This window comes from Pseudomonas haemolytica, assembly GCF_009659625.1.
Taxonomy (GTDB): domain Bacteria; phylum Pseudomonadota; class Gammaproteobacteria; order Pseudomonadales; family Pseudomonadaceae; genus Aquipseudomonas; species Aquipseudomonas haemolytica.
This window is the reverse complement of record NZ_VOIW01000008.1, coordinates 126,698-152,287: the sequence shown is the minus strand read 5'-3', so window position 1 is coordinate 152,287 and position 25,590 is coordinate 126,698. Positions and strand designations below refer to the sequence as shown.

18 protein-coding genes are annotated in these 25,590 nt (G+C 59.9%); 8 read left to right on the top strand and 10 right to left on the bottom strand.

Annotated features, from left to right (window positions below; genetic code table 11):
- The first annotated feature begins 78 nt into the window (after positions 1–78).
- The gene (locus FRT59_RS24500) at positions 79–1,902 is read left to right on the top strand and encodes a hypothetical protein (protein ID WP_153872605.1); all 1,824 of its coding nucleotides are present in this window, start codon (positions 79–81) and stop codon (positions 1,900–1,902) included.
- A gap of 6 nt (positions 1,903–1,908) precedes the next feature.
- Here FRT59_RS24500 and FRT59_RS24495 read toward each other — a convergent pair whose 3' ends face one another.
- The gene (locus tag FRT59_RS24495; RefSeq protein ID WP_034117929.1) at positions 1,909–2,226 is read right to left on the bottom strand and encodes a PA4575 family protein; all 318 of its coding nucleotides are present in this window, start codon (positions 2,224–2,226) and stop codon (positions 1,909–1,911) included.
- Positions 2,227–2,539: 313 nt separating this feature from the next.
- Entirely contained in the window at positions 2,540–4,978 is a 2,439-nt protein-coding gene (locus FRT59_RS24490; protein WP_065925342.1) for a Lon protease family protein, read from the bottom strand.
- Positions 4,979–5,246: 268 nt separating this feature from the next.
- Here FRT59_RS24490 and FRT59_RS24485 point away from each other — a divergent pair, with 268 nt between their 5' ends.
- The 4 genes from FRT59_RS24485 to FRT59_RS24470 all read left to right on the top strand — a co-directional run bounded on the left by FRT59_RS24485 (position 5,247) and on the right by FRT59_RS24470 (position 8,835).
- Positions 5,247–5,735 (top strand): DUF3015 domain-containing protein, encoded by a 489-nt coding sequence (locus FRT59_RS24485; RefSeq protein WP_034117820.1) that lies wholly within the window; start codon positions 5,247–5,249, stop codon positions 5,733–5,735.
- A gap of 91 nt (positions 5,736–5,826) precedes the next feature.
- A complete protein-coding gene (locus tag FRT59_RS24480; protein WP_153872604.1) occupies positions 5,827–7,680 on the top strand; it encodes an Lnb N-terminal periplasmic domain-containing protein in 1,854 nt (617 codons plus the stop codon).
- A gap of 230 nt (positions 7,681–7,910) precedes the next feature.
- A complete protein-coding gene (locus FRT59_RS24475) occupies positions 7,911–8,267 on the top strand; it encodes a hypothetical protein (RefSeq protein WP_153839411.1) in 357 nt (118 codons plus the stop codon).
- 70 nt (positions 8,268–8,337) lie between these two features.
- Positions 8,338–8,835, top strand: a complete 498-nt coding sequence (locus FRT59_RS24470) for a GreA/GreB family elongation factor (protein WP_153839412.1) — start codon at positions 8,338–8,340, stop codon at positions 8,833–8,835.
- Here FRT59_RS24470 and gdhA read toward each other — a convergent pair.
- Both gdhA and ettA read right to left on the bottom strand, forming a co-directional pair.
- Positions 8,832–10,169, bottom strand: coding sequence for an NADP-specific glutamate dehydrogenase (gdhA, locus tag FRT59_RS24465; protein ID WP_153872603.1), 1,338 nt, complete (start codon positions 10,167–10,169; stop codon positions 8,832–8,834). The genes FRT59_RS24470 and gdhA overlap by 4 nt on opposite strands.
- 349 nt (positions 10,170–10,518) lie before the next feature.
- Positions 10,519–12,183: an energy-dependent translational throttle protein EttA gene (ettA, locus tag FRT59_RS24460; protein ID WP_034117814.1), complete on the bottom strand. Its 1,665-nt coding sequence runs from the start codon at positions 12,181–12,183 to the stop codon at positions 10,519–10,521.
- Positions 12,184–12,468: 285 nt separating this feature from the next.
- Here ettA and FRT59_RS24455 point away from each other — a divergent pair, with 285 nt between their 5' ends.
- Both FRT59_RS24455 and glyA read left to right on the top strand, forming a co-directional pair.
- Complete coding sequence (locus FRT59_RS24455) at positions 12,469–16,320, top strand: sensor domain-containing protein (RefSeq protein ID WP_153872602.1); 3,852 nt, start codon at positions 12,469–12,471, stop codon at positions 16,318–16,320.
- 230 nt (positions 16,321–16,550) lie between these two features.
- Positions 16,551–17,804, top strand: a complete 1,254-nt coding sequence (gene glyA, locus FRT59_RS24450; RefSeq protein WP_153839415.1) for a serine hydroxymethyltransferase — start codon at positions 16,551–16,553, stop codon at positions 17,802–17,804.
- Positions 17,805–17,906: 102 nt separating this feature from the next.
- Here the strand turns inward: glyA and yjiA are convergent, their stop codons facing one another.
- The 3 genes from yjiA to FRT59_RS24435 form a co-directional block, all read right to left on the bottom strand.
- Complete coding sequence (gene yjiA, locus FRT59_RS24445; protein ID WP_153839416.1) at positions 17,907–18,866, bottom strand: GTPase; 960 nt, start codon at positions 18,864–18,866, stop codon at positions 17,907–17,909.
- A 135-nt stretch (positions 18,867–19,001) separates the two neighbouring features.
- Positions 19,002–19,199 (bottom strand): YbdD/YjiX family protein, encoded by a 198-nt coding sequence (locus FRT59_RS24440; RefSeq protein ID WP_003194308.1) that lies wholly within the window; start codon positions 19,197–19,199, stop codon positions 19,002–19,004.
- Between the two features lie 15 nt (positions 19,200–19,214).
- Positions 19,215–21,281 carry a carbon starvation CstA family protein gene (locus tag FRT59_RS24435; protein ID WP_034117810.1) on the bottom strand — a complete coding sequence of 689 codons (2,067 nt, stop codon included), beginning with the start codon at positions 21,279–21,281 and terminating at the stop codon, positions 19,215–19,217.
- A 173-nt stretch (positions 21,282–21,454) separates the two neighbouring features.
- Between FRT59_RS24435 and FRT59_RS24430 the strand changes: the two genes are divergently transcribed.
- The gene (locus FRT59_RS24430; protein ID WP_034117809.1) at positions 21,455–21,823 is read left to right on the top strand and encodes a PilZ domain-containing protein; all 369 of its coding nucleotides are present in this window, start codon (positions 21,455–21,457) and stop codon (positions 21,821–21,823) included.
- A gap of 63 nt (positions 21,824–21,886) precedes the next feature.
- Here FRT59_RS24430 and radA read toward each other — a convergent pair whose 3' ends face one another.
- Genes radA through katB form a run of 3 tightly spaced genes read right to left on the bottom strand, consistent with a single transcriptional unit; the run spans position 21,887 to position 25,430 of the window.
- Positions 21,887–23,254, bottom strand: a complete 1,368-nt coding sequence (gene radA, locus FRT59_RS24425) for a DNA repair protein RadA (RefSeq protein ID WP_046069598.1) — start codon at positions 23,252–23,254, stop codon at positions 21,887–21,889.
- Positions 23,255–23,290: 36 nt separating this feature from the next.
- Positions 23,291–23,830, bottom strand: a complete 540-nt coding sequence (locus FRT59_RS24420; protein WP_034117807.1) for an ankyrin repeat domain-containing protein — start codon at positions 23,828–23,830, stop codon at positions 23,291–23,293.
- Positions 23,831–23,888: 58 nt separating this feature from the next.
- Positions 23,889–25,430, bottom strand: a complete 1,542-nt coding sequence (katB, locus tag FRT59_RS24415) for a catalase KatB (RefSeq protein ID WP_034117806.1) — start codon at positions 25,428–25,430, stop codon at positions 23,889–23,891.
- Positions 25,431–25,590 lie beyond the last annotated feature (160 nt).

The window sequence follows — 25,590 nt, the reverse complement described above, 5'->3', positions numbered from 1 at the left end:
GTGGCATCTGTAAGAGAGTTTTTCTGCTAGTGTCGAGACCATTAACTCGGCTCGATGATGTCGGACAGGAAGACTCAGATGAAGGATGTGCGATCCCCTTTGGCCACTCTCGGCCTGTGCGCGGCGTTGCTGATGGCCAGCGGCTGCTCCCCCAAAGAAGAGCAGAAGCAGGCGACCCTCGAAGAGAAAACCACGAAGTTCGAACAGTCCCTGGACGACATCCAGGACCCCAAGCTGCGCGATGCCATCGCCGACCTCGGCGGCTCGCTGCTGTTGCTGGAACGTGCGCGCCTCAAGCTCGCCACCAAGCCCATCGAAGCCGAATACGGCGAAGACACCCTGGCCCTGCTCAAGCATTACCCCACGCCGCAAGCGCTGGTGGACACCTACATCAACGGCCTTTTCGTGCTGCGCAAAGCCTCCCATTCCGACTACCTGACGGATTTGCAGCCGGTCTTCCCGTTCAATTTCAACGCGCCTGAGCGGTTCCCGTTCCCCCATGGCCTGGAATGGCAATCGGTGACCCTGAGCAACAATAAAGTCATTCCTTTCCAGCCGGAATGGTCGGAAACCGACCCCGGTATCCAACTGAGCCCAAGCAGCTCCAACCTGACCAACCCCGACGATCTGACGGTCACCTACCCGTTTATCGAAGGCATCGAGACGGAAAACAAAAGCCAGCCACAGCCGGTCAGCCTCAAGGGCGCGGTTGAAGTGGTCACGCCGGGCAAGGTGCTGACGTTCGATCTGAGCAAGAAAGACGTAGGCCATAAACGCACCGAGGGCAATATCACCCTCAACCTGCTGTTGCTGGAAAAGAACTACGCCGAGATCGAACTGACCAACAGCGAGCCCCTGGCCGCCGAAGTCGGCGACGAATCGCCGAACCCGCTGCTGGTGCAGGCACAGGACAGCACCGGGCAATTTCTCACCCGCTCAGGCTCGATCAATGAAAGTGCCGCGCAAGTGGCGTTCTACGAGAAACAATTGGCCGAAATGCACAAGCAAAAGGCTTGGTCCGACGCCTTCGAGAAACAGCTCACCGACGAGCAAAAAGCCTTCGAACGCAAGCAAACCAGCCACTACGCCAAGGTGTACTTCAACGGGCTGATCGACGACCTGCAGGTTAACGTCCTGGACTTTTCCACGGCCACGGTCACCCACAAGGACCTGGAACTGCCGGTGATGCGCTTCGACAGGAACAGCCTGCAGCAAAGCGTGCAAGCCCTGCCGATGCCGGTCACGGTGTATGACGACAGCGCCGCCAGCTGGCTCAAAGATGCCTCGATGACGGAGGAGCAGCTCAAAAAGAGCGTCACCATCAGCCAATCGACCGAAGACGCCAGTGCCGCGAAAGTCGTATTTGACCACCCCTTTACCTTCAATGACGACCTGGTCGGCGCCGAACGCAACAACAGCGACGCACCTATCACCTTCTTCACCGCCGACGACAAGGGCAAGCGCGGCGAGCCCATCGAGGTGCCGACCGAGGCTTTCGAGCTGAACGCAGGCAGCGGCACGCTCACTTACGACCTCAACCTGTTCCCGGAAACTCCGGCGTTCGTGGTGGGCTCAGTGCCGCTGTTCCTGGCGACCATCGAGAAAGCCACGATTGACGCCACCAGGCTGCCCAAGGGCCTGTCGCTCAAGGACAACGCACTGATCGTCGATCAGAAGGACTTCCCTTCCGACAGCTGGCGTTTCTACGCCAAGGACGCCAGCGGCAATTACCTCAAGGAAATCCTCGGCGTCAGCCACCGCGCAGAGGAATACGGCACGGCGATGTTCGACGTGCATTACTTTTACGGCCAGCCGACCACGCTGGAAAGTTACCAGCGCACCGACCTCAGCACCGTGCAATACGGCTTTGAGGTCAAGCTGGACAAGCCTGAGAGCAAATAATCGGCGCTACAGCGCCAGCTGCTCTTGGCCGCCATTGAGTTGTCGCAGGTGGGCTTGCAGGTGCAGGCACCAGATCTGCGGCTCGTCCATTTGCTCGTAGCCATGCAACGTCAGGCTATCAACGATGGACCCCAGCATTCTTTCTGCCACGAAGGGCCCAGGGAACGGGCCCTGGGATTTGACGGTAGACGGCTGCTCGCCCGACATCCCGGCGGCAAACAATAACGTCCACATGCCGTTATCCCCCGCGAGGGGGCGAATGGAGCATTCGATACGGGTGACCAGGCCCAGGCACTGGCGGGTAAGGCAAAGGTTGCGCGACATGGCGGCGCCCCTCGGTAGATCGGTGTTCAGCCCCAGCACAAGGCGAGGCTGTTTCTATCCTGCGACTCCTGTGGATATCCCTGTCTCTGAGAATAGAAGAAAAACACAACGAACCAAGGTTGTAGGGACCAACGGGCGTTGGTCCCTGGACAGCTGTCAATTTAGTGACATACACAGGACCAAATGTGGGAGGGGGCTTGCTCCCGATTGCGGTGTGCCAGTCTAAGTAATTTTGACTGACCCACTGCTATCGGGAGCAAGTCGAATCGTCGCACCGCCCCTCCCACATTTGATTCCCATTGAGCTTCAGGGATCAGGTCGGCTTGGCTTCAGCCAACGCCTGTTGCGCCAGCTCTTTCTCCGCCTCCTTCAAGTCTTCCTCACTGATCATCTCGGCAATCGCCCGCAAACGCTCCACCACTCGCGCATTCACAGTGCCTTCCGGGAATTGCCCCTCTGCGTCCGGCTCACCGGCATCCTCGCCCACCAACAGGCTCAACGCCTCATCGGCCTGGCGTACCGCATAGATATGGAATTGCCCGGCACGCACGGCCTGCAACACTTTCTCATCGAGCATCAGCGTAGCAACGTTGGCTTGAGGGATGATCGCGCCCTGCTCACCGGTCAAGCCGCGCGCTTCGCAGAGACGGAAGAAGCCTTCGATTTTCTCGTTGACCCCACCCACCGCCTGCACTTCACCAAACTGGTTGATCGAGCCAGTGATGGCAAAACACTGCTTGAGCGGCGTCTTCGACAACGCTGAGATCAAGGTGCACGCCTCACCGAGAGACGCACTGTCGCCGTCCACATAGCCGTAGGACTGCTCCAGGGCGATGCTAGCCGAGATCGCCAGCGGGAATTCCTGGGCATAACGGCTGCCCAGGTAACCCGTGAGGATCATCACGCCCTTGGAGTGTATCGGCTGGCCGAGGTTAACTTCGCGCTCGATGTCGACAATACCGCTGCCGCCCGGATACACCGTGGCGGAAATCCGCGCCGGTACACCGAACGCCGAATCGCCCACCTCCAGCACCGTCAGCCCGTTGCACTTGCCTACGGCGGCGCCGGCGGTGTCGATCAGGATCACCCCGGCGAGCATATCGTCAAGAATCCGCGCCGACACACGACCCGTGCGCGTAGCCTTGGCCTTGAGTGCACGCTCGATATGCCCGGCATCGGTCATTTCGTCGCCCGCCAGGTGGCGAATGAAGTCTGCCTCGCTGACTAGCTGGAACAAATCGCCAATACGCGCCGACAAACGCCCCTGATGCTCGGCCAGGCGAGCACTGTAAGTCGCCAGGCGCGCTACCGCGTCCGAGGTCAGTGGCGCCATGCCTTCTTCTGAAGTACGGGTTTTGAGCAACTGGGCGAACTGCTCCAAGCTTTCGTCGACCATCGGGATGTCTTCGTCGAAATCCACCAGTACGCGGAACATCTCCTGGAAGTCCGGATCGGCGTCTTGCAACGCGTAGTACAACTGGCGCGAACCGATGATGATCACCTTGACCTGCAACGGGATCATTTGCGGGTTGAGGGTTACCGTGGCCAAGCGGCCCAGCTCACCCAGGGGCGACTCCATCTTCAGCTTGCGCGACTGCAGGGAACGCTTGAGCGCATCCCACACAAATGGCTCGCTGAGCATTTTCTCGGCTTCAAGAATCAGGAAACCGCCATTGGCGCGGTGCAAAGCCCCCGGACGCAATTGGCGATAGGTGGTGTAGAGCGCCCCTTGGTCGGTGCTGTATTCGATACGGCCGAACAGGTTGTCGTAGGTGGGGTGCGGTTCAAACACCACCGGCGCCCCCCCGTTGACCGGATGGCCGACCACCAGGCTGGGGCAGTATTGCTCTTCGAGCAGCTTACGCGCCTGGGCATCGGTCTTGGCGTCGTCCACCAACTGCTCGACCACCGTTTTCAGCAGGTACACCTGCATGGCTTGCAGGTAACCGCAGACGCCGGCGTTTTCTGCGTACTTTTCCGACAACGGCGCCAGCAACGGCTGCAGGGCCAGGGTGATGGTTTCTTCGTTGAACTGGCGCAGTTGGTTGTTGGACTCACGCTTCCACTGCGGCAGGCTGGCCAACTCTTCGTTGAGGCGCTCTTCCAACTCGGAGATGTCGGTGTGGAAGCGCTCGCGATCCACTTCAGGCAGTTGCGAGAACTCGGCTTCGTCGAGCGCCTTGCCATCAAGCATCGGCGTGAAGGCGATGTTGGAGCTGTCCCGGTAAAGCGCCACGTCTTTTTCCAGGGCCAGACGCTCGATCACGTCCAACGCCTTGTCGTAACGCTGGTTGAACGCCCGGTCGATGGCGCTTTTACGCTGTTGATAAGTCGGGTGTTCAAACACCGCCGGGAAGGTCGCTACCAGGTTGTCGACCAACCCGTTGATATCAGCGATAAACGCCGCCGCGCCGCCCCCTGGCAATTCCAGGGCGCGGGGCTCGCGCGGCTCATCGAAATTATTCACATAGACCCAGTCCGCCGGGGTCTGCAGGCGTTTGCCTTCGGCTTTCAGATAGCGTTTGACGAACGAAAAGCGGCCGGTACCGGGCTCACCCATGACAAACACGTTGTAACCGGGGCGTGGCATGGCCACACCGAACTGCAAGGCTTCGACCGCACGTTCCTGGCCAAGCACACCGCGAAAGGGCTCCAAATCATTGGTGGTCGAGAAGCTGAACTGTTCAGCGGAGAAAGGGCGAGTCAGCGCTTCGGGCGCTAGACGCAAGCTGGCAGCAACAGGATCAGGCATCGGGCTTCCTTACATCAGGCGGGGCAGATGACGGCATTCTGGCTCCCCCTTGCGCGCTCTGGCAAGGCGAGCCTTAGGGAAAGCATAGACACGGAACATACCCTACAAAAAATTCGCGAGAACTCTGATTGTTTTATAAAAAAACACGGAACCCCTGGAACGTGCCTAAACTCCAAACTGCGCGGGTTGGACTAATAACTGGCCCCTAGGGTGCATTCAAGCGCCTGAACCCTTGTCCATTGGTTTGCACACAATAGAGAACAAAGCTATGAAACGGATCCTTCTTGGTACTCTCTTCACCGTCGTCTCCCTCAATGCAATGGCAGAAGCACCAGGTGGCCCGAACTGCGGTTGGGGCAACATGTTGTTCGAAGGCCAGCGCGGTACTCCAGCCCACTTCCTGGCTTCCACCACCAACGGCACCTCGGGTAACGCCACATTCGGCATGACCTCCGGTACCAACGGCTGTAACACCAACAGCGCCCTGACCTACGGCGGCAAGTCCTGGATTGCCATGAATGGCATGATGAACGAGCTGTCCGAAGACATGGCCAAAGGCAACGGCGAAGCACTGACCACCTACGCGGTGGTACTGGGTGTTGCCCCGGAAGATCGCGATCACTTCGCGGCCGTGACCCACGAGCACTTCCAGCAGATTTTCAGCAAGGCTGACGTGACCGCTGACGACGTGCACAACAACACCATTGCTGTACTGAAAAGTGATGCCCGTCTGGCGAAATACGCCACCCAGGCTTAAGCTCGACCTGCCCGCGCCTTTCGAGGCGCGGGTTCTATTTTTGGACCCGCCTCCCCTTTGGGTCTCACTATTTCCGACTTAAGTTGCCCCTATGCTCAAACGCCTTGCCTGGTTGGCACTCTTCGCCTGCGCCCCGCTCTACGCGGCCCCGCACCTTGATGATCAACGTTTGCAGCAACTGGCCAATGATCCGTTCTGGCTTTCGCTGGGGCATTACGAAGCCGGCAAAATCAGTGGCTGGCGCAGCTATGTCAGCGATAAAAAGTTCTTTCTTGCTGCCGATGGCGCTCACCATCCGGACGCCGAACTCAAGGCCACTGTCGATGCGCTGTATGCACCGGCCAGCCTGGGTGAAAAACATACCCAATGCGTCTACCCCGCACGTACCCGCTGGCTCAAGGATCAGTTGCACCTAACTGACCTGCCGACCGTGGACTGCACCGAATTCAAGCAGTGGTTCAAAGACGTCGCGCCCCATAGCGCGGTGATGATCTTCCCGGCGGCCTACCTCAACAGCCCGTCGTCGATGTTCGGCCACACCCTGCTGCGTATCGACCAGGCGGACGTGCAAAGCAACAACACCGCCCTGCTCAGCTATGCGATCAACTTCGGCGCCTATATCGAAGGCTCCGACAACAGCATCCTCTACGCCTGGAAGGGCCTGATGGGCGGCTACCCCGGCCTGTTCGCTCTGGTGCCCTACCAGGAAAAGCTCTCGGAATACCGCAGCCTTGAGAACCGCGACCTGTGGGAATACCGCCTGAACCTGACCCAGGTCGAGACCGAGCGCATGGTCGAGCACGTGTGGGAACTCAAGCAGATCCAGTTCGACTACTTCTTTTTCGACGAAAACTGCTCCTACCGTCTGCTGGAACTGTTGCAAGTGGCCCGCCCCGGCTTGCGCCTGACCGAGCAATTCCCGCTCACGGCGATCCCTACCGACACGGTCAAGGCCGTAAAAGACGCAGGCTTGGTGGAAAAAATCGACTACCGCCCCTCCCGTGAACGCGAACTGCTCGAACGCGCCAAACCATTGGATAGCGATGAGCAACAATGGGTGCTGAAAATCAGCGATGACCAGAAGCAATTGCAGGAGCCGACCTTCAAAGCGCTGCCCCGCGAGCGCCAGGCGCTGATTGTGGATGCCGCCTACCGCCTTGGCCGCTACCGTGCCAATGGGCTGGAGCGCGACACCGAACGCTCCCAGCGCAGCTTCGAACTGCTGCGTGCGATCAACCAGAACCCTGCGCCCGACCTGAAGATCACGCCGCCTGGCCTGCCGGAAAACGGCCACGAATCGCGCACCTGGCAAGCCGGCATAGGCACCCGTGGCGACAAGGCCTTCGGCGAATACGGCCTGCGCATGGCCTATCACGACCTTAATGACAACGCCGAAGGCTTCCCGCTCGGCGCACAGATCGAAATCCTGCAAATGAAACTGCGCCAGTACGAAGGCAACCACTGGCAGTTGCAGCAACTCGACCTGGCCACTATCCGCTCCCTGACCCCACGTAATGCGCTGCTGCAGCCCTGGTCATGGCAAGTGACTGGCGGCCTGGAACGGGTACCGGGCAAGCACGACGACGAAACCCTGGTGGCACACGTCAACGGCGGCGCTGGCGGCACCTGGCAACTGAGCGACGACATGCTCGGCTTCGCCCTCGGCACCGTGCGCGTAGAGCACAACAACGACTTCAGCGAAGCCATCTCACCCGCCGCCGGCTTCAACACCGGCGTGCTGTGGAAAAACCCACTGGGCAACCTGAGCCTGGAAGCCAAGGGCGACTTCTTTACCAACGGCGAAGTGCGGCGCAGCATCAGCCTCAACCAGCAGTGGGAACTGTCCCGCAACCTGGGCCTGCGCTTGAGTGCGCAGCGTGAATACAGCCACTTATCCACGCCCGTGAATGAAGTGATGCTTGAAGTGAAGTGGTACCACTACTGACTCAAGCCTGGTGAAAATCAAAATGTGGGAGGGGGCTTGCTCCCGATAGCGCTGGGTCAGTCAAAAATACTGAGACTGGTAAACTGCTATCGGGAGCAAGCCCCCTCCCACATTTGGTTTTGTGCTTGGCCAAAAGTTCTCCACATCCCCCTGACCCACCTTTCACATACAGCTGACAAATCACTGACTAAACTCCCCTTATCAGCCGTGAACCGGCCAGGGAGTACGCCATGTGGCGGTATGCGGTAATGCTGTGTGCAATGGTGTGGTTGTCAGGCTGCCAATCAACCCATCAAGAGTTGCTGGCCAAGGGTTATCCACCCGCCTTCGCCGACGGCTTTGACGATGGTTGCAGCAGTGGCCGCCAGGCCGCTGGGGTGATTACCGGGGAGTTTCGCAAGAACGTGCCGCGCTATCTGAAAGACCGTCAATACGCCGAAGGCTGGGAAGATGGTTTTCGCCAGTGCAAAGCCATGCGTGAAAACGAAGAGCTGCGTGACTACCAGGAAAACCGCAGGGACGACCGTGAACGTGCCTGGCAACAGGAGAAAGATCGCGATGCGGCCAAGGCCTATCGCTCGCAATAGGTCGCTTCCAGACATCCATCGAAACTAATGCGCGGCGAACATGGACCAAACTCCATAGAGGGAGAATGCCATGAGCCGAGCTTTTGTAAATGAAGACAACGCCGCCGCCCAGGCCGAGCAGCCGGTGGAGCGTCAGGTCAGCGCGCAACCTAACCGTTTGACCGCGCAAGGGTTGGCGCAGTTACAAGCCAAGGTGGCGCAATTGCAGCTTGAGTACAGTGCCGAGTCCGCCAAAGGTGAGCAGGCCGATAAGCAGCGCCAGGCTGATCTTGAGCGGGACCTGCGTTACTTCAACCAGCGGGTGCAGAGCGCACAGGTGGTCGCGCCGGCGACATCCACCGACAAGGTGCAGATCGGCAGCTGGGTCACGTTCGCCAACGAGCAGGACGAGCAGCAGCGCATTCAGTTGGTGGGTGAGGATCAAGCCGACGCCAACGCCGGTTTGATCAACTGGGGTTCGCCCCTGGGCCGCGCCTTGCTCGGTGCCCAGCTAGGTGACGAGGTGCTGTGGCAGCGCCCCGTCGGCGATCAGTTGATCGAAGTGCTGCGTATCGAGCCCGAGGTTTAGACGATGCCTTGGGCCAGCATCGCGTCAGCCACTTTCACGAAGCCCGCGATGTTCGCGCCCTTGACGTAGTTGATGCGGCCGTTCTCTTCACCGTAATGCACGCAGGCATGGTGGATCGACTGCATGATGTTGTGCAGCTTGCTGTCGACTTCGCCAGCGGTCCACAGCAGGCGCATGGCGTTCTGCGACATTTCCAGGCCGCTCACCGCCACGCCACCGGCGTTGGATGCTTTGCCCGGCGCGAACAGAATGCCCGCGTCGATAAAGATATCCACAGCCTCAAGGGTGGTCGGCATGTTGGCGCCTTCGGCCACGCAGGTGCAGCCATTGCGCAACAAGGCGTGCGCGGCGTCGGCGTCGAGTTCGTTCTGGGTGGCGCATGGCAGTGCGATATCGCAGGCCAGTTCCCAAGGCGTCTTGCCTTTACGGAATTCCAGGCCGAAACGTTCAGCCATTTCACTGATGCGCCCGCGTTGCACGTTTTTCAGCTCCAGCAAGGCCGCCCATTGGTCCTCGCTCAACCCACTTTCGGCGTACAGGGTGCCTTCGGAGTCCGACAGGGAAATCACCTTGCCACCCAGGTCCATGACCTTGCGCGCCGCGTATTGCGCCACGTTACCGGAACCGGAGACCGCCACGCGCTTGCCTTCGACCCTCTGCCCCTGGCGCTTGAGCATTTCCTCGGCGAAATACACGCAGCCGAAACCGGTGGCTTCCGGGCGAATCAGGCTGCCGCCATAGGTCATGCCTTTGCCAGTCAGCACCGAGGTGAACTGGTTGCTCAGGCGTTTGTACTGGCCAAACAGGAAGCCGATTTCCCGTGCGCCCACACCGATGTCACCGGCCGGCACGTCGACGTCCGCTCCGATGTGGCGGTACAGCTCACTCATGAACGCCTGGCAGAAGCGCATCACTTCAGCGTCGCTCTTGCCCTTGGGGTCGAAGTCCGAGCCGCCTTTGCCGCCGCCCATGGGCAGCGAGGTCAGGGAATTCTTGAAGGTTTGCTCGAAGGCGAGGAATTTCAATACGCCCAGGTTCACCGAGGGGTGAAAACGCAGGCCGCCTTTGTAAGGGCCGATGGCGCTGTTCATCTGGATACGGAAACCGCGATTGACCTGGACCTTGCCGTGATCATCCACCCACGACACCCGGAAGGTAATTGCGCGCTCCGGCTCGCAGAGGCGCTCCAGGATGCCCGAGGTCAGGTAGTGGGGGTTGGCCTCAAGAAAGGGCCACAGGCTGCGTAGGACTTCTTCTACAGCCTGGTGGAATTCCGGCTGATCGGGGTCACGTTTCTTGAGGCGGGCCAGGAAGGATTCGACGGATTCGATCATGAAAAGTCTCGGCAAATTGATTGTTGTTAAACAGAGATTGAGCCGGACTTTAACAATTCGTTTCGCACCGTGACAGGGCGAAATGTCGCTTTTGTGAATTTAAATGGTGCATTGGATATAAATAATTAAGTCTTAACGCCCCAAAAAGGGTATTTCAGCTTAGAAGATGCACCAACAGTTAAACCGCCTTCGCGAGCAAGCCTGCTCCCACATTCGACCGCATTTCAACGTTGAAACCCGATCAAATGTGGGAGCGGGCTTGCTCGCGAATGCATTCAACGCGGTACTCCTGAAACACCAGCAAAAAAAACGGAGCCCGAAGGCTCCGCTTTTTTCAAACCAGCCCGAATCAGGCCAGTTTCTTGTGACGCACACGATGCGGCTGGGCAGCGGCTTCGCCCAAGCGCTTTTTACGGTCTGCTTCGTACTCGGTGTAGTTGCCTTCGAAGAACACCGCTTGCGAGTCGTCTTCGTACGCCAGGATGTGCGTCGCCACACGGTCAAGGAACCAGCGATCGTGAGAGATCACAATGGCAGCGCCCGGGAAGTCCAGCAGGGCTTCTTCCAGGGAACGCAGGGTTTCAACGTCGAGGTCGTTGGACGGTTCGTCGAGCAGCAACACGTTGCCGCCTTCTTTCAAGGTCAGGGCCAGGTGCAAGCGACCGCGCTCACCACCGGACAGGTCCTTGACGAACTTCTGCTGGTCGCCGCCCTTGAAGTTGAAACGGCCGACGTAGGTGCGCGACGGGATTTCATAGTTGCCGATGCGGATCTGGTCGGAACCGTCGGAAATCTGCTGGAACACCGTCTTGCTGCCGTCGAGGTCTTCGCGGCTCTGGTCGACACAGGCCAGTTGCACGGTGTCGCCGACTTCGATGGTGCCCGAATCCGGAGTTTCCTTGCCCATCAGCATGCGGAACAGTGTGGATTTACCAGCACCGTTACCACCAATTACGCCGACGATTGCGCCTTTTGGCATGGAGAACGACAGATTGTCGATCAACACGCGGTCGCCATAGCCTTTGGAAACGTTCTTGAACTCGATGACCTTGTCACCCAGGCGCGGGCCGGCCGGGATGTAGATCTCGTTGGTTTCGCTGCGCTTCTGGAATTCCTGCGACTGCATTTCTTCAAAGCGTTGCAGACGTGCCTTGGATTTGGACTGGCGGGCCTTGGCGCCTTTGCGCACCCACTCGAGTTCTTCCTTCATGGCTTTTTCGTGGGCCGATTGCTGCTTGGATTCGGCGGCCAGACGGTCGGACTTGGCTTCCAGCCAACCGGAGTAGTTGCCCTCGTAAGGGATACCGGCGCCGCGGTCGAGCTCGAGGATCCAGCCGGCGACGTTGTCCAGGAAGTACCGGTCGTGCGTGATCGCAACCACGGTGCCCGGGAAATCGTGAAGGAAATGCTCCAGCCAGGCGACGGAATCGGCATCCAAGTGGTTGGTCGGTTCGTCGAGCAGCAGCATGTCGGGGGCCGACAGCAGCAGGCGGCACAGAGCCACACGGCGTTTTTCACCACCGGACAGGAATTCGACCTTGGCGTCCCACGCCGGCAGGCGCAGCGCATCGGCGGCGACTTCCAACTGGCGCTCCAGGTTGTGACCGTCGCCGGCCTGCAGGATGGCTTCGAGCTTGGCCTGTTCAGCGGCCAGCTTGTCGAAGTCGGCATCCGGCTCGGCGTAGGCGGCGTAGACCTCGTCCAGGCGCGCCTGGGCGTCCTTGATCACGCTGACGGCCTCTTCGACCACTTCGCGCACGGTCTTGGTCGGATCCAGGATCGGTTCTTGCGGCAGGTAGCCGATGTTCAGGTCCGGCATCGGGCGGGCTTCGCCTTCGAACTCGGTGTCGACGCCGGCCATGATTTTCAGCAGCGTGGACTTACCCGAACCGTTGAGGCCGAGCACGCCGATCTTGGCGCCTGGGAAGAAGGACAGCGAAATGTTTTTCAGGATTTCCCGCTTCGGCGGAACAACTTTTCCCAGCCGATGCATGGTGAAGACGTATTGAGCCATGGTGAACCTAGCGTCAGTGACTGATGAATTAAGCGGACGAAGCCCGTGCCAGGCCATGCGCCGCGCGGGCCGTTGATAGTGATCAATGCCTGCGTGGGGAAAAAGCCTGAATGTCTGGGGCTGGAACGCCCCCGCGTAACCGGCAAAGCTACCTGAATGCGCTGGGGCAGTCCAGCCAGGGAAGACTGGCACTTTGCCACAACTCAAGGCATGCTAGCCGCCCTCCGGGCGTCCGGCTTATAGTGCACGTCGCGCGCCAGTCCAGCCAAACCGCAGGATCACAGCTTGTCCAAAGTCACGCCGCCAACTCCCTTGCGCGCCGCTCATATTGCGCCGGGAGTGCCCCTGCACGGTACCTTGAAGGGCGCGCTGGCGACGCTTGTCCTGCTGTTGCTCGCGTTATTGTTCTGGCAACTGCTCGACCAATTGCAGCAAAACCAGAAAGACCAACAGCAATACACCATTGATTACAGCGCCGACCTCGCCGAACAGATCAGCCTGAACATGGCCCTGAGCGCGCAGATCGCCCTTAATCTGCTGCCCATCGTCGAACCGCCGCGCAACGCCGAACAGCAACAGGCGTTGATCCGCACCTTGCAGCGCTCATTGCCGGAGCTGCGCAGCTTCGCCCTGCTCGCCCCCAGCGGCGCGCTGATCAGCGACACCGACGGCGACAGCCGGGACAGCGCCTGGCTTGAAGAGCTGGTCAAACGCAGCCACTCCCAGCCCTATTACCTGAGCAACGACAACGACGGCACCGTCATCTACCTGTTGCTGCACCAGCCCAGCGGGGGCTCGAAGGTGTACTGGGCCTTACGCCTGGCGCCGAACTTCCTGGCCAACCTCACGCGCCAGGACGTCCAGGCCCAGCGCCCGATGTGGGCGATCGAGAACCGTCTGAACCACCGCGTGGTCAGCCGTGACAGCGGCATGCCGGCGCAGTGGTCCGGCGCCCTGACCCCGGAAGAATTGAACCGCAGTGTGCTGGTCACGCCCTTGAGCAAAAGTGACTGGCAACTGCGCGGGCTGTTCGACCGAAGTGCAGTGTTGGAACAACTGTTGCCGGCGTTTATCGGCAAGTGCCTGCTGGGGCTGGCGTTCTCGCTGATCCCGGTGATCGTGCTGTTGAACATGCGCCGCCGCCAGCGCCAGGTGCATGAAGGCCGGCGGCGCTATCAGGACATTTTCGAAGGCACAGGCGTGGCCTTGTGCGTGCTTGACCTGTCGGGGCTCAAAGCGTTTTTCGACAAGACCCAAGTACACAGCCGCGAGCAATTGCACGCCTGGTTGCGGGCCAACCCCGCCGAACGCCAGCAACTGCTCAAGGAACTACGGGTCACCGAGGTCAACCAGGTGGCGGTGCGCCTATTGAATGTGGGCTCTTGCGAACAGGCCTGGGAACGCCTGATCGATGATTGCCCACGCAATGCCACCGCCATCGGCTATCCCGTGCTGGAAGCCGTGCTGACCCAGCAAAAACAACTGGAACTGGAAATCCAGCTCAACGATGTAGCCGGCAACGAACAATACCTGTGGCTGGTGATGCGCCTGCCGGAGCAACAGGACGACTTCAAGGCGGTGATCCTGAGCATCAGCGATATCACCAGCCGCAAGCTGATCGAACTGTCGCTGGTGGAGCGCGAGAGCTTCTGGTCGGACGTGGTGCGCACCGTACCCGACCACCTGTATGTGCAGGACGTGATCAGCCAGCGCATGATTTTCAGCAACCATCACCTGGGCCATACCCTCGGCTACAACAAGGCCGAATTGCAGCAAATGGGCGAGTACTTCTGGGAAATCCTGCTGCACCCCGAAGACGCCGAGCACTACCACGACTTGCGCCAACAGCAACGCGAAGTCGGCTATACGATCCAACTGCACTGCCAACTGCGCTTTCGTCACCGCAATAACCAATGGCGACGCTTCGATATCCGCGAACAAGCCCTGGCCCGGGACACGTCCGCGGTGGTCACCCGGATCATCGGCGTGGCCAAGGACATTACCGACCAGATCGAGGCCAGCGAATCGCTGCGCGACAGCGAGCAGCGCTACCGCATGCTGGCCGAAAGCATCAGCGACGTGATCTGCTCCACTGACAGCCAACTGGCCCTCAATTACATCAGCCCGTCGGTCAACGCCGTGCTCGGCTATGACGTGGACTGGGTGTTCAAGAATGGCTGGCAGTCGATCATTGCCAACCCGCAACAGTTGACCGGCATTTATAGCCTGATGGAACAGGTCAGCCGCGCCCTGGGCAACCCCGAAGCGTTGAATACGCTGCGCGATGAAGTCCAGACCCAGTTGTTCCTGTTCGACTGCCTGCGTGCCGATGGGCGCAAAGTGCCGATTGAACTGCGCCTGGTGCTGGTGTGGGATGAACATGGTGCGTTTGAAGGCATCCTCGGCGTGGGCCGCGATATCAGCCAGCAACGCCGTGCCGAAAAAGACCTGCGCATGGCGGCCACGGTATTTGAGCATTCCACCTCGGCCATCCTGATCACCGACCCGGCCGGCTATATCGTGCAGGCCAACGAGGCGTTCAGCCGGGTCAGCGGTTATGCGGTGAGCGATGTGCTCGACCAACTGCCGAACATGCTCACCGTCGATGAGCAGCAGGAAGCCCATTTGCGCTATGTGCTCAAGCAACTGCACCAGCACAGCACCTGGGAAGGCGAAGTGTGGCTCAAGCGCCGCAACGGCGAGCATTACCCAGCCTGGGTCGGTATTACCGCCGTGTTCGACGATGAAGGCGACTTGGCCAGCTACGTATGCTTCTTCAGCGATATCAGCGAGCGCAAGGCCAGCGAACAGCGCATCCACCGCCTGGCTTACTACGATGCCCTGACCCACCTGCCCAACCGCACACTGTTCCAGGACCGCCTGCACACCGCGTTGCAGTCAGCCGAGCGGCAGAAGTCGTGGGTGGTACTGATGTTCCTCGATCTCGACCGCTTCAAGCCGATCAACGACTCCCTCGGCCACGCCGCCGGCGACCGTATGCTCAAGGAAATGGCCACGCGCCTGCTCGGTTGCGTGGCCGAAGACGACACCGTGGCGCGCATGGGCGGCGACGAGTTCACCTTGCTCCTGCAGCCGCGGGTCAGCCGCGAGATGGCGTTGAACCGCGCGATACATGTGGCCGAGCAGATTCTCGCCAGCCTGGTGAAGCCCTTCGTGCTGGAAGGCCGCGAGTTTTTTGTGACCGCCAGCATCGGCATTGCCCTCAGCCCGCAAGACGGTAACGAGCTGAGCCAATTGATGAAGAACGCCGATACTGCGATGTATCACGCCAAGGAGCGCGGCAAGAACAACTTCCAGTTTTACCAGGCCGACATGAACGCCAGCGCCCTGGAACGCCTGGAGCTGGAAAGCGACCTGCGCCACGCCCTGGAGCAGAACGAATTCGTGCTTTATTACCAACCGCAATTCAGCGGCGACGGCAAACGCCTGACCGGCGCCGAGGCCCTGCTGCGCTGGCGCCATCCGCGTCGCGGCCTGGTACCGCCAGGCGACTTCATCCCTGTGCTGGAGGAATTGGGGCTGGTGGTGGATGTGGGCGACTGGGTGATCAGTGAAGCCTGTCGCCAGCTCAAGACCTGGCACCAGAACAAGGTGCGGGTGCCGAAAGTCTCGGTGAACATCTCGGCGCGACAGTTCTCCGATGGCCAGTTGGGCACGCGCATCGCCACCATCCTCAAGGACACCGGCCTGCCGCCAGCGTGCCTGGAGCTGGAGCTGACCGAAAGTATCCTGATGCGCGAAGTCAACGAAGCCATGCAGATCCTCGCCAGCCTGAAGAACCTGGGCCTGAGCATCGCGGTGGACGACTTCGGCACCGGCTATTCGTCACTCAACTACCTCAAGCAGTTTCCCATCGACGTGCTGAAGATCGACCGCACATTCGTCGATGGCCTGCCCTCGGGTGAGCAGGACGCGCAAATTGCCCGGGCGATTATCGCCATGGCCCACAGCTTGAACCTGGCGGTGATTGCCGAGGGTGTGGAAACCCATGAGCAGTTGGACTTCCTGCGAGAGCATGGGTGTGATGAGGTGCAGGGTTACCTGTTCGGGCGGCCGATGCCGGCAAATCGGTTCGAGGCGCAGTTCAGCAATGATGCGCTGTTCATGTTCGACTGACCTGCTGTTGTGCGGCTTATGGCCCCATCGGGAGCAAGCCCCCTCCCACCTTTTGAACTGTGAATACCTTCAAATGTGGGAGGGGGCTTGCTCCCGATGAGGCCAGCACAGTCACCACTCATCTCCAGATGAGCCCCACTTGTCCGCGACATGATGTCCTTTCATATGCCATCTAAAACCCATTGGGTTAGAATGCCCTCCTTTTCTGCCCCCGATCCTTGAGGACCGCCATGTTCAGCCGTGATTTGACTATTGCCAAGTACGACGCCGATCTCTTCGCCGCCATGGAGCAAGAAGCCGTGCGCCAGGAAGAGCACATTGAGCTGATCGCTTCGGAAAACTACACCAGCCCTGCGGTGATGGAGGCTCAAGGTTCGGTTCTGACCAACAAGTACGCCGAAGGCTACCCAGGCAAGCGCTACTACGGTGGTTGCGAGTACGTCGACGTGGTTGAGCAGCTTGCAATCGACCGCGCCAAGGAACTGTTCGGCGCCGATTACGCCAACGTCCAGCCGCACGCTGGCTCCCAAGCCAACAGCGCCGTGTACCTGGCCCTGCTGCAAGGCGGCGACACCATCCTGGGCATGAGCCTGGCCCACGGCGGTCACCTGACCCACGGCGCCAGCGTTTCCTCCTCCGGCAAGCTGTACAACGCCGTTCAATACGGTATCGATGCCAACGGCCTGATCGACTACGACGAAGTCGAGCGCCTGGCGGTCGAGCACAAGCCAAAAATGATCGTGGCTGGTTTCTCTGCCTACTCGCAGATCCTGGACTTCCCACGTTTCCGTGAAATCGCCGACAAGGTTGGCGCCTACCTGTTCGTCGACATGGCTCACGTAGCCGGTCTGGTCGCCGCTGGCGTCTACCCGAACCCGGTGCCTTACGCTGACGTCGTCACCACCACCACCCACAAGACTCTGCGCGGTCCACGTGGCGGCCTGATTCTGGCGCGCGCCAATGCCGAGATCGAGAAGAAACTAAACTCCGCGGTATTCCCGGGCGCCCAAGGTGGCCCGCTGGAGCACGTGATCGCCGCTAAAGCGATCTGCTTCAAGGAAGCCCTGCAGCCTGAGTTCAAGACCTACCAGCAACAGGTAGTGAAGAACGCCCAGGCCATGGCCACTGTGTTCATCGAGCGCGGTTTTGACGTGGTGTCCGGCGGTACCGAAAACCACCTGTTCCTGCTGTCGCTGATCAAGCAGGATATTTCCGGTAAAGATGCTGACGCTGCCCTGGGCAAAGCCTTCATTACCGTGAACAAGAACTCCGTGCCGAACGACCCACGTTCGCCGTTCGTCACCTCCGGCCTGCGCTTCGGCACCCCGGCAGTGACCACTCGTGGCTTCAAGGAAGCAGAGTGCAAGGAACTGGCCGGCTGGATCTGCGACATCCTGGCAGACCTGAACAACGAAGCCGTGATCGACGCGGTACGTGAGAAGGTCAAGGCCATCTGCAAGAAGCTGCCGGTGTACGGCGCTTGATTGCAGTTGCTTGAATGAAAAGCCCGGCTCTTGAGCCGGGCTTTTTTATTCCAGTTTGAAATGCTGTCCAAGCCCCCTCCCACATTTAAATTGCATTTCAGGTCAGGATTGGTGGACTTTGGCAAAGCCCTCGCGGATTTTGTCTTCGGGCAACTCATCGGCAATAAACACAATCACACTCTCCCGCGCCTCACCTTCAGCCCATTCGGTGTCCCAGTCGAACCCGTAGAGCTTGAGCACGCCCTGGAACACCATGCGCCGGTCTTCCCCGGCAATATTGAGCACGCCTTTGTAGCGCAGCAGTTGCTTGCCGTGGTCTTCCAGCAGCTCGTTCATGAACTCGCTGAGGCGATCGATATCCAGCGGCTGCTCAGTGCGCAATACCAGGCTGGAGATACGGTCGACGGAGGGCGCGGCACTCACCGGGCGCAGGCTCATGCCGGCGTTGAGGTTAAAGCCGCGCACATCGAGCAATTCGGCCAGGTCAATCGTGCCGTGATCGACCACGCGAATCGGCGCACGCCGGTTGATGCGGGTCAGGCGCTGGCTGAGGGCGTCAAACGTCGCGTCGTCCACCAGGTCGCGCTTGCTCACCAGCAGGCGGTCGGCAAAACCGATCTGGGCCTGGGCGATGGTCTGGGTCAGGTGGTGCTCGGCATGGGCCGCGTCCACCAGGGTAATGATGCCATCGAGGATGTAGCGCTCGCGCAGCTCTTCGTCGATGAAGAAGGTCTGTGCTACCGGCGCTGGGTCGGCCAGGCCGGTGCACTCGATAACCAGACGGTCGAAAGCGATTTCGCCACTGTCCAGACGTTCAAGCAGCAGGTACAGGGCCTTGGTCAGGTCGGTGTGGATGGTGCAGCACACGCAGCCGTTGGACAGGGTCATGACTTGCACCGGCTCTTCGCCCAAGAGCTGGGTATCGATACCGGCGTCACTGAATTCGTTTTCGATCACGGCGATTTTCAAGCCGTGCTCGGCTTTGAGCAGGTGGCGCAGCAAGGTGGTTTTGCCGGCACCGAGGAAGCCGCTAAGGACGGTCACTGGAATGGGAGAGGACAAAAAAAATCTCCTTGAAGGAACACTGAAACAAATGTGGGAGGGGGCTTGCTCCCGATAGCAGTGTGTCAGGCACTTATCTGTCACTGACACACTGCTATCGGGAGCAAGCCCCCTCCCACAGGGAGTTGCGTTAACTCAACAACACTTAGGCCCACCCTTGCCGCCGTAACGGGCTTCCTGGCGTTCCCGGAAGAACGCCTTGTAGTCCATCACCGGCTTGTCCGGGTGCTTGGTTTGCATATGCTCGACGTAGGTGTCGTAGTCGGGCATGCCGACCATCAGGCGCGCAGCCTGACCGAGGTATTTACCGAGGCGACTGATGTCATTGAACATGGTTGCAATCCTCGTTTACGCGTCCGGAACAGCCTGGAACGGCGCTTCTTTATCCGTACGTTCTTTGTTGCCCCAGGCGGCGATGCCTACCTTGAGCGCATAGAACAGGATGCTGAACACCACGAACAGGAACAGCGCCGTCAGCGTTGCGTTGGTGTAGGCGTTCCAGATCACGTGCTGCATCTGGTCGATGCTCTTGGCCGGCGCGAGGATCTGACCGTTGGCCAGGGCGTCGCTGTATTTCTTGGCCAGGGACAGGAAGCCGATGGCCGGGTTGGCGTCGAACAACTTGATGAAGCCTGCGGTGGTGGTGCAGATCAGCAGCCAGACGGCCGGCAGCATAGTCACCCAGATATAGCGCTGGCGCTTCATTTTGATCAGCACAACGGTCGCCAGCATCAGCGCAATGCCCGCCAGCATCTGATTGGAGATACCGAACAACGGCCACAAGGTGTTGATGCCACCCAGCGGGTCGATCACGCCTTGGTACAGCAAGTACCCCCACATCGCCACACAACCGGCAGTCGCGATCAGGTTGGCGGTCCAGGACTCGGTGCGTTTCAGCGCCGGTACGAACGAACCCAGCAGGTCCTGCAGCATGAAGCGACCGGCACGGGTACCGGCATCGACCGCCGTGAGGATGAACAGCGCTTCGAACAGGATCGCAAAGTGGTACCAGAACGCCATGGTGTTTTCACCCGGCAGCACACTGTGCAGGATCTGCGCGATGCCCACCGCTAACGTCGGCGCACCGCCGGCACGCGCCAGGATGGTGGTTTCACCGATATCGTGGGCGACGGCTGACAGCGCCTCGGGAGTGATGGCAAAGCCCCAGCTGCTGACGGTTTGTGCCACGGTAACCACGTCGGAGCCGACGATTGCGGCCGGGCTGTTCATGGCGAAGTACACGCCAGGCTCAATCACCGAAGCGGCAACCATCGCCATGATGGCCACGAACGACTCCATCAGCATGCCGCCGTAACCGATGTAACGAGCGTGGCTTTCACTGGCCAGCAACTTGGGCGTGGTGCCCGAGGAGATCAGCGCATGGAAGCCCGAGACCGCACCGCAGGCGATGGTAATGAACAGGAACGGGAACAGGCCGCCCTTCCACACTGGGCCGGTGCCGTCGATAAACTGAGTCAGCGCCGGCATTTTCAGGTCAGGCATGGTGACCAGAATGCCAATCGCCAGGGCGATGATGGTGCCGATTTTCAGGAAGGTCGACAGGTAGTCGCGGGGCGCCAGGATCAGCCATACCGGCAGCACAGCCGCAACGAAACCGTAGCCGATCAGCATCCAGGTGATCTGGATCCCGGTGAAGGTAAACGCCTTGGCCCAGACCGGGTCGGCGGCAATCTGCCCGCCCAGCCAGATCGAACCGAGCAGCAACAGCACGCCGATGATCGAGATTTCACCGATGCGGCCCGGGCGGATGTAGCGCATGTAGATGCCCATGAACATCGCAATCGGGATGGTCGCCATCACCGTAAAGATGCCCCACGGGCTCTCGGCCAGGGCCTTGACCACGATCAGCGCCAGCACCGCAAGGATGATGATCATGATCAGGAAGCAGCCGAACAGCGCGATGGTCCCGGGAATGCGGCCCATCTCTTCACGCACCATATCCCCCAGGGAACGGCCGTTGCGACGGGTGGACAGGAACAGGATCATGAAGTCCTGCACCGCACCCGCCAGCACCACGCCGGCAATCAGCCACAGCGTACCGGGCAGGTAGCCCATTTGCGCCGCCAGTACCGGGCCCACCAACGGGCCTGCACCGGCAATCGCCGCAAAGTGGTGACCGAAAAGGATGTGTTTGTTGGTCGGCACATAGTCCAGACCATCGTTGTTGACCACTGCGGGGGTGGCCCGCCGAGGATCGAGTTGCATCACGTTATTGGCGATGAACAGACTGTAGTAACGGTACGCAACCAGGTAGATGGCTACGGCAGCGACCACGATCCACAAGGCGTTGATCGCCTCGCCGCGGCGCAAGGCCACTACGCCCAGGGCGCACGCTCCTACGATTGCCAGCACCAGCCAGGGTAGGTGGCGTAGCAGGCTATTATTATTTTTCATTTTTATATTCCAGCCAGGGTGGACAGAAAGGACAGCCAGCCCGAGTTTAGCGCTACTGGCTCCAAAGACCAGCCCCCTACGTTGGTCTAGAGCCTTCAAGCGGCAAAAAAGCGGAAATAAATGCCACCTGATGGCGCAAGGCTACAATCCATCTATCCACAGAGGGCTTCACCATGACCCAGCACGCGTCTGATCGCCGCCGTTTTCGCCGGATCGCGTTTGATGCCAAAACCGAAATTCGGCAAAACGGGTGGGAATTGCCGGTTAAATTGGTGGATCTTTCACTAAAGGGCTTGCTGTTGGAACGGCCAGAAGGCTGGAAGGGCAATAAAGCGCTGCCGTTTGAGGTCGACATACGCCTGGATCCGAAGGCCCATATAAAGATGCAAGTACGGCTGACCCATGAGCACCATGGGCAGTTGGGCTTCGTGTGCCAACACATCGACCTGGATTCGATCAGCCATTTGCGGCGGCTGGTTGAGTTGAACCTGGGTGATGAGGATGAGCTCCACAGAGAGCTGGCGGCATTGCTGGAAATCTAGAAGCCAACACAATTCAAATGTGGGAGCAAGCCCCCTCCCACATTGGTTTCGCGGTGTCGCTGGCTACTCGAACAGAGCATCCAGCGCCTGTTCCAGGCGCGTTACCCCAATCACCTGCAAACCCTGGGGCATTTCCTTCGGCGCATTGCCCTTGGGCACAATCGCGCGTTTGAAGCCGTGCTTGGCCGCCTCCTTCAAACGCTCCTGCCCGCTCGGTACCGGGCGCACTTCGCCGGACAAGCCGACTTCGCCGAATACCAGCAGGTCGTGGGGCAGCGGCCGGTTGCGCAGGCTGGACATCACCGCCGCCATCAGCGCCAGATCGGACGCGGTCTCCAGTACCTTGACCCCGCCGACCACGTTGAGGAACACATCCTGATCGTGGGTCGGGATGCCGCCGTGGCGGTGCAGTACCGCCAGCAACATCGCCAAACGATTCTGGTCGAGGCCGAGCGTGACCCGCCGCGGGTTGGCCAGATGGCTGTCATCCACTAGCGCCTGGACTTCCACCAGCATTGGCCGGGTGCCTTCCCACGTTGCCATCACCACACTGCCCGGGACTTCTTCCTGGGCACGGGTGAGAAAAATCGCAGAGGGGTTGGAGACTTCTTTCAGCCCACGGTCGGTCATGGCGAACACACCCAACTCGTTCACGGCACCGAAACGGTTCTTCACGGCCCGCAGCAAGCGCAGGCGACCATCGGATTCGCCTTCGAAATACAACACGGTGTCGACCATGTGTTCCAACACCCGTGGCCCGGCCAACGCGCCTTCTTTGGTCACATGGCCGACGAGGAAGATCGCCGTGCCGCTTTGTTTGGCATAGCGCACCAACAGTGCCGCGCTTTCACGCACCTGGGACACCCCGCCCGGTGCCGATTGCAGTTGCTCGGTGAAAATCGTCTGGATCGAGTCGATGACCATGACCTTGGGTTTTTCGATCCGCGCCGTGGCGATGATGCTTTCGATGCAGGTTTCGGTCATGACCCGCAGTTGGTCCTGGGGCAGGCCCAGGCGCCGGGCGCGCATGGCCACTTGTTGCTGGGATTCTTCGCCGGTGACATACAGCGCCGGCATGCGGCTGGCGATGCTGCACAGGGTTTGCAAGAGGATCGTCGACTTGCCGATGCCCGGGTCACCGCCGATCAGCACCACCGAGCCGTCGACCAGGCCACCGCCGAGCACTCGGTCCAGCTCGCCGGAGGCGGTGGAAAAACGCGGGATCTCTTCGACGCTGACTTCGGCCAGGGTCTTGATCTGCGCCTGTTGCCCGGTCCAGCCGGCGCGGCCGGTAGGGGCTGCTGCCCCGCCGCTCTCGATCATGGTTTCGGTCAGGGTGTTCCACGCACCGCACTCGGAACACTGGCCCGCCCATTTGGGAAAGGTCGCGCCGCACTCTGTGCAGCCGTACATGCGCTTGGCCTTTGCCATGTGAGAAACCTCCAACCGAAAAACCGCGATGATAGCTCAGCGCGACGCCGGGGTCCGGATTTCGCCATTGGCCAAACGTGAAGCGCTGTTGCCGATGGGGTCTTCGGCGTTCAGGTCAGCGCCTTTGGCTTGCAGCTCGCCCAGCAGCTCGACGCGCTTGAACAGCCCCGCATACATGGCAGCGGTCTGCCCGGCTCCGTTGCGTTGGTCAGGGTTGCAGTCCGTCGCCAGCAGGCGTTGGGCGATTTTCAGCTCCCCCTTGAAGATGGCGCCCATCAGCGCTGTATTGCCGCGCTTGTCCTGCACGCAGGCGTTGGCTCCCGCGTCGAGCAGGCGCTCCACATACGGGCCTTGGCCGTGATAAGCGGCGAGGATCAGCGCGGTATAGCCTTTGTCATCCTGAGTGTTGAGGCCGTAGCCAGACTCAATAAACGTGTTGAGCATGTCGAGATCGCCACGGCGGGCAGCGTCGAAATAGTAGTCTTGCAACTGGGCCTTGAGCGCCACCGGGTCGGGAGACTCGGCATGGGCGACGAAAGCCAGCATTGTCATCAGCAAACCGATTGAGATACGCATGGGGTTTTCTCCTGCCAAAGGTCAACGCCCTATAAGGGCGCCGACCACGACCAACGGATCAGTCAGTCAGTTTTTCAGCCAGCGCCTTCACGCGGGCCAGATCACCCTTGGCGACCTTCGCAACGCCTGTGCCGTATTCCGGATCAGCCTTGTAGAGGAACGACAGGATGATGTGCTTGCTCTCGTCATCGGTGGTGGCCAACGAGCCGCCGAAGTTGTCGATCAAGTCCTGACGCTCTTTCTTGGTGTAGGAGCGGTACAGATCGCCAGCCTGCTTGAAGTTCTGCTCACGCTGGATCTTCGCCTGCTGGGTGCTGCCCGACAGCGGCGACTGGCTGTAGCGCGCAGTTTGCGGCTCTTCCCGTGGCAGCAGGCGGCTTGGCTGGTAGTTCACGCCGGTGGTGGTCTTGCCGAAGTTCATCGCACCGTCCTGGTTGCCGTTGTTGACGGTGACCCGAGGGGCGTTGATCGGCAGTTGCAGGGCGTTCGCGCCAAGGCGGTACATCTGCGTATCGGCATAGGAGAACACCCGGCCCTGCAGCAGACGGTCTTCCGACGGCTCGATGCCAGGTACCAGGTTGGCCGGGGCCATCGCGACTTGTTCGGTCTCCTGGAAGACATTGGCCGGGTTACGGTTCAGCACCATTTGCCCGACTTTACGCTCCGGCACATTCGGCCAGATCTTGGTGGCGTCCAGTGGGTCGAAATCAAACTTGGCCAAGTCCTCTGGCTTGAGTACTTGCACATACAAGTCCCACTTAGGGAAGTCGCCCTTGTTGATGTGGGTGACCAAGTCATTGGTCATGTGGCTGTAGTCACGTCCCTGGACTTCGGTGACTTGTTTAGGGTCAAGGTTCTTGATGCCTTGCAGGCTCTTCCAGTGAAACTTGACGTAGTGCACTTCGCCCTTGGCGTTAATCAACTTGTAGGCGTGCACGCCATTACCGTCCATTTCGCGGTAACTGGCCGGGGTGCCTGAGTCTGAGTACAACTCGGTCAGTGTACGAGTGGACTCTGGAACATGGGAGAAGAAGTCGAAACGGCGCGAGTCATCATCCAGGTTAGTGCGTGGGTCCGGTTTAAAGGCATGGACCATGTCCGGGAATTTGATGGCATCGCGGATAAAAAACGTCGGGAAGTTATTACCGACCAGGTCCCAGTTGCCTTCAGCGGTGTAGAACTTGGTGGCGAAGCCTCGTGGGTCACGCAGGGTTTCCGGGGAGTGGTTACCGTGGACTACCGCCGAGAAGCGCACGAACACTGGCGTGGTCTCACCGGCCGCGAACACCTTGGCCTTGGTCAGGTCACTGAGGTTGTCGGTCACGGTGAACGTACCATGGGCACCCGTACCGCGGGCGTGTACCACACGCTCTGGGATGCGTTCGCGGTCGAAGCGTTGCAGCTTCTGGATCAGTTGCACGTCCTGCAGCAACACTGGGCCGTTGGCCCCGGCTGTTTGCGAGTTCTGGTTATCACCGACGTTGGCCCCGTTATCGCGGGTCAGGTTGGCGGCTTGCACCGAGAGGGAAAGCAGGCTGGCGGTTACCAGTGCCAGCGCATGGCGCGCTGACACCGGCCTGCGGCTGAGTGGAGTGTTCATCGAGGTTTCCTCTGATTTTTTTAGTGCACATTCGGTTGTGCTTGTCAGAGGCTAGTGACCTGGGAATCAGAAGATAAATAGAAAAACACCACAGGCCCGATTAAGAAAATAATCTGGTAACTGGCTGAAATGACGGGTAATTCGCGCGCGACTGGTGGCA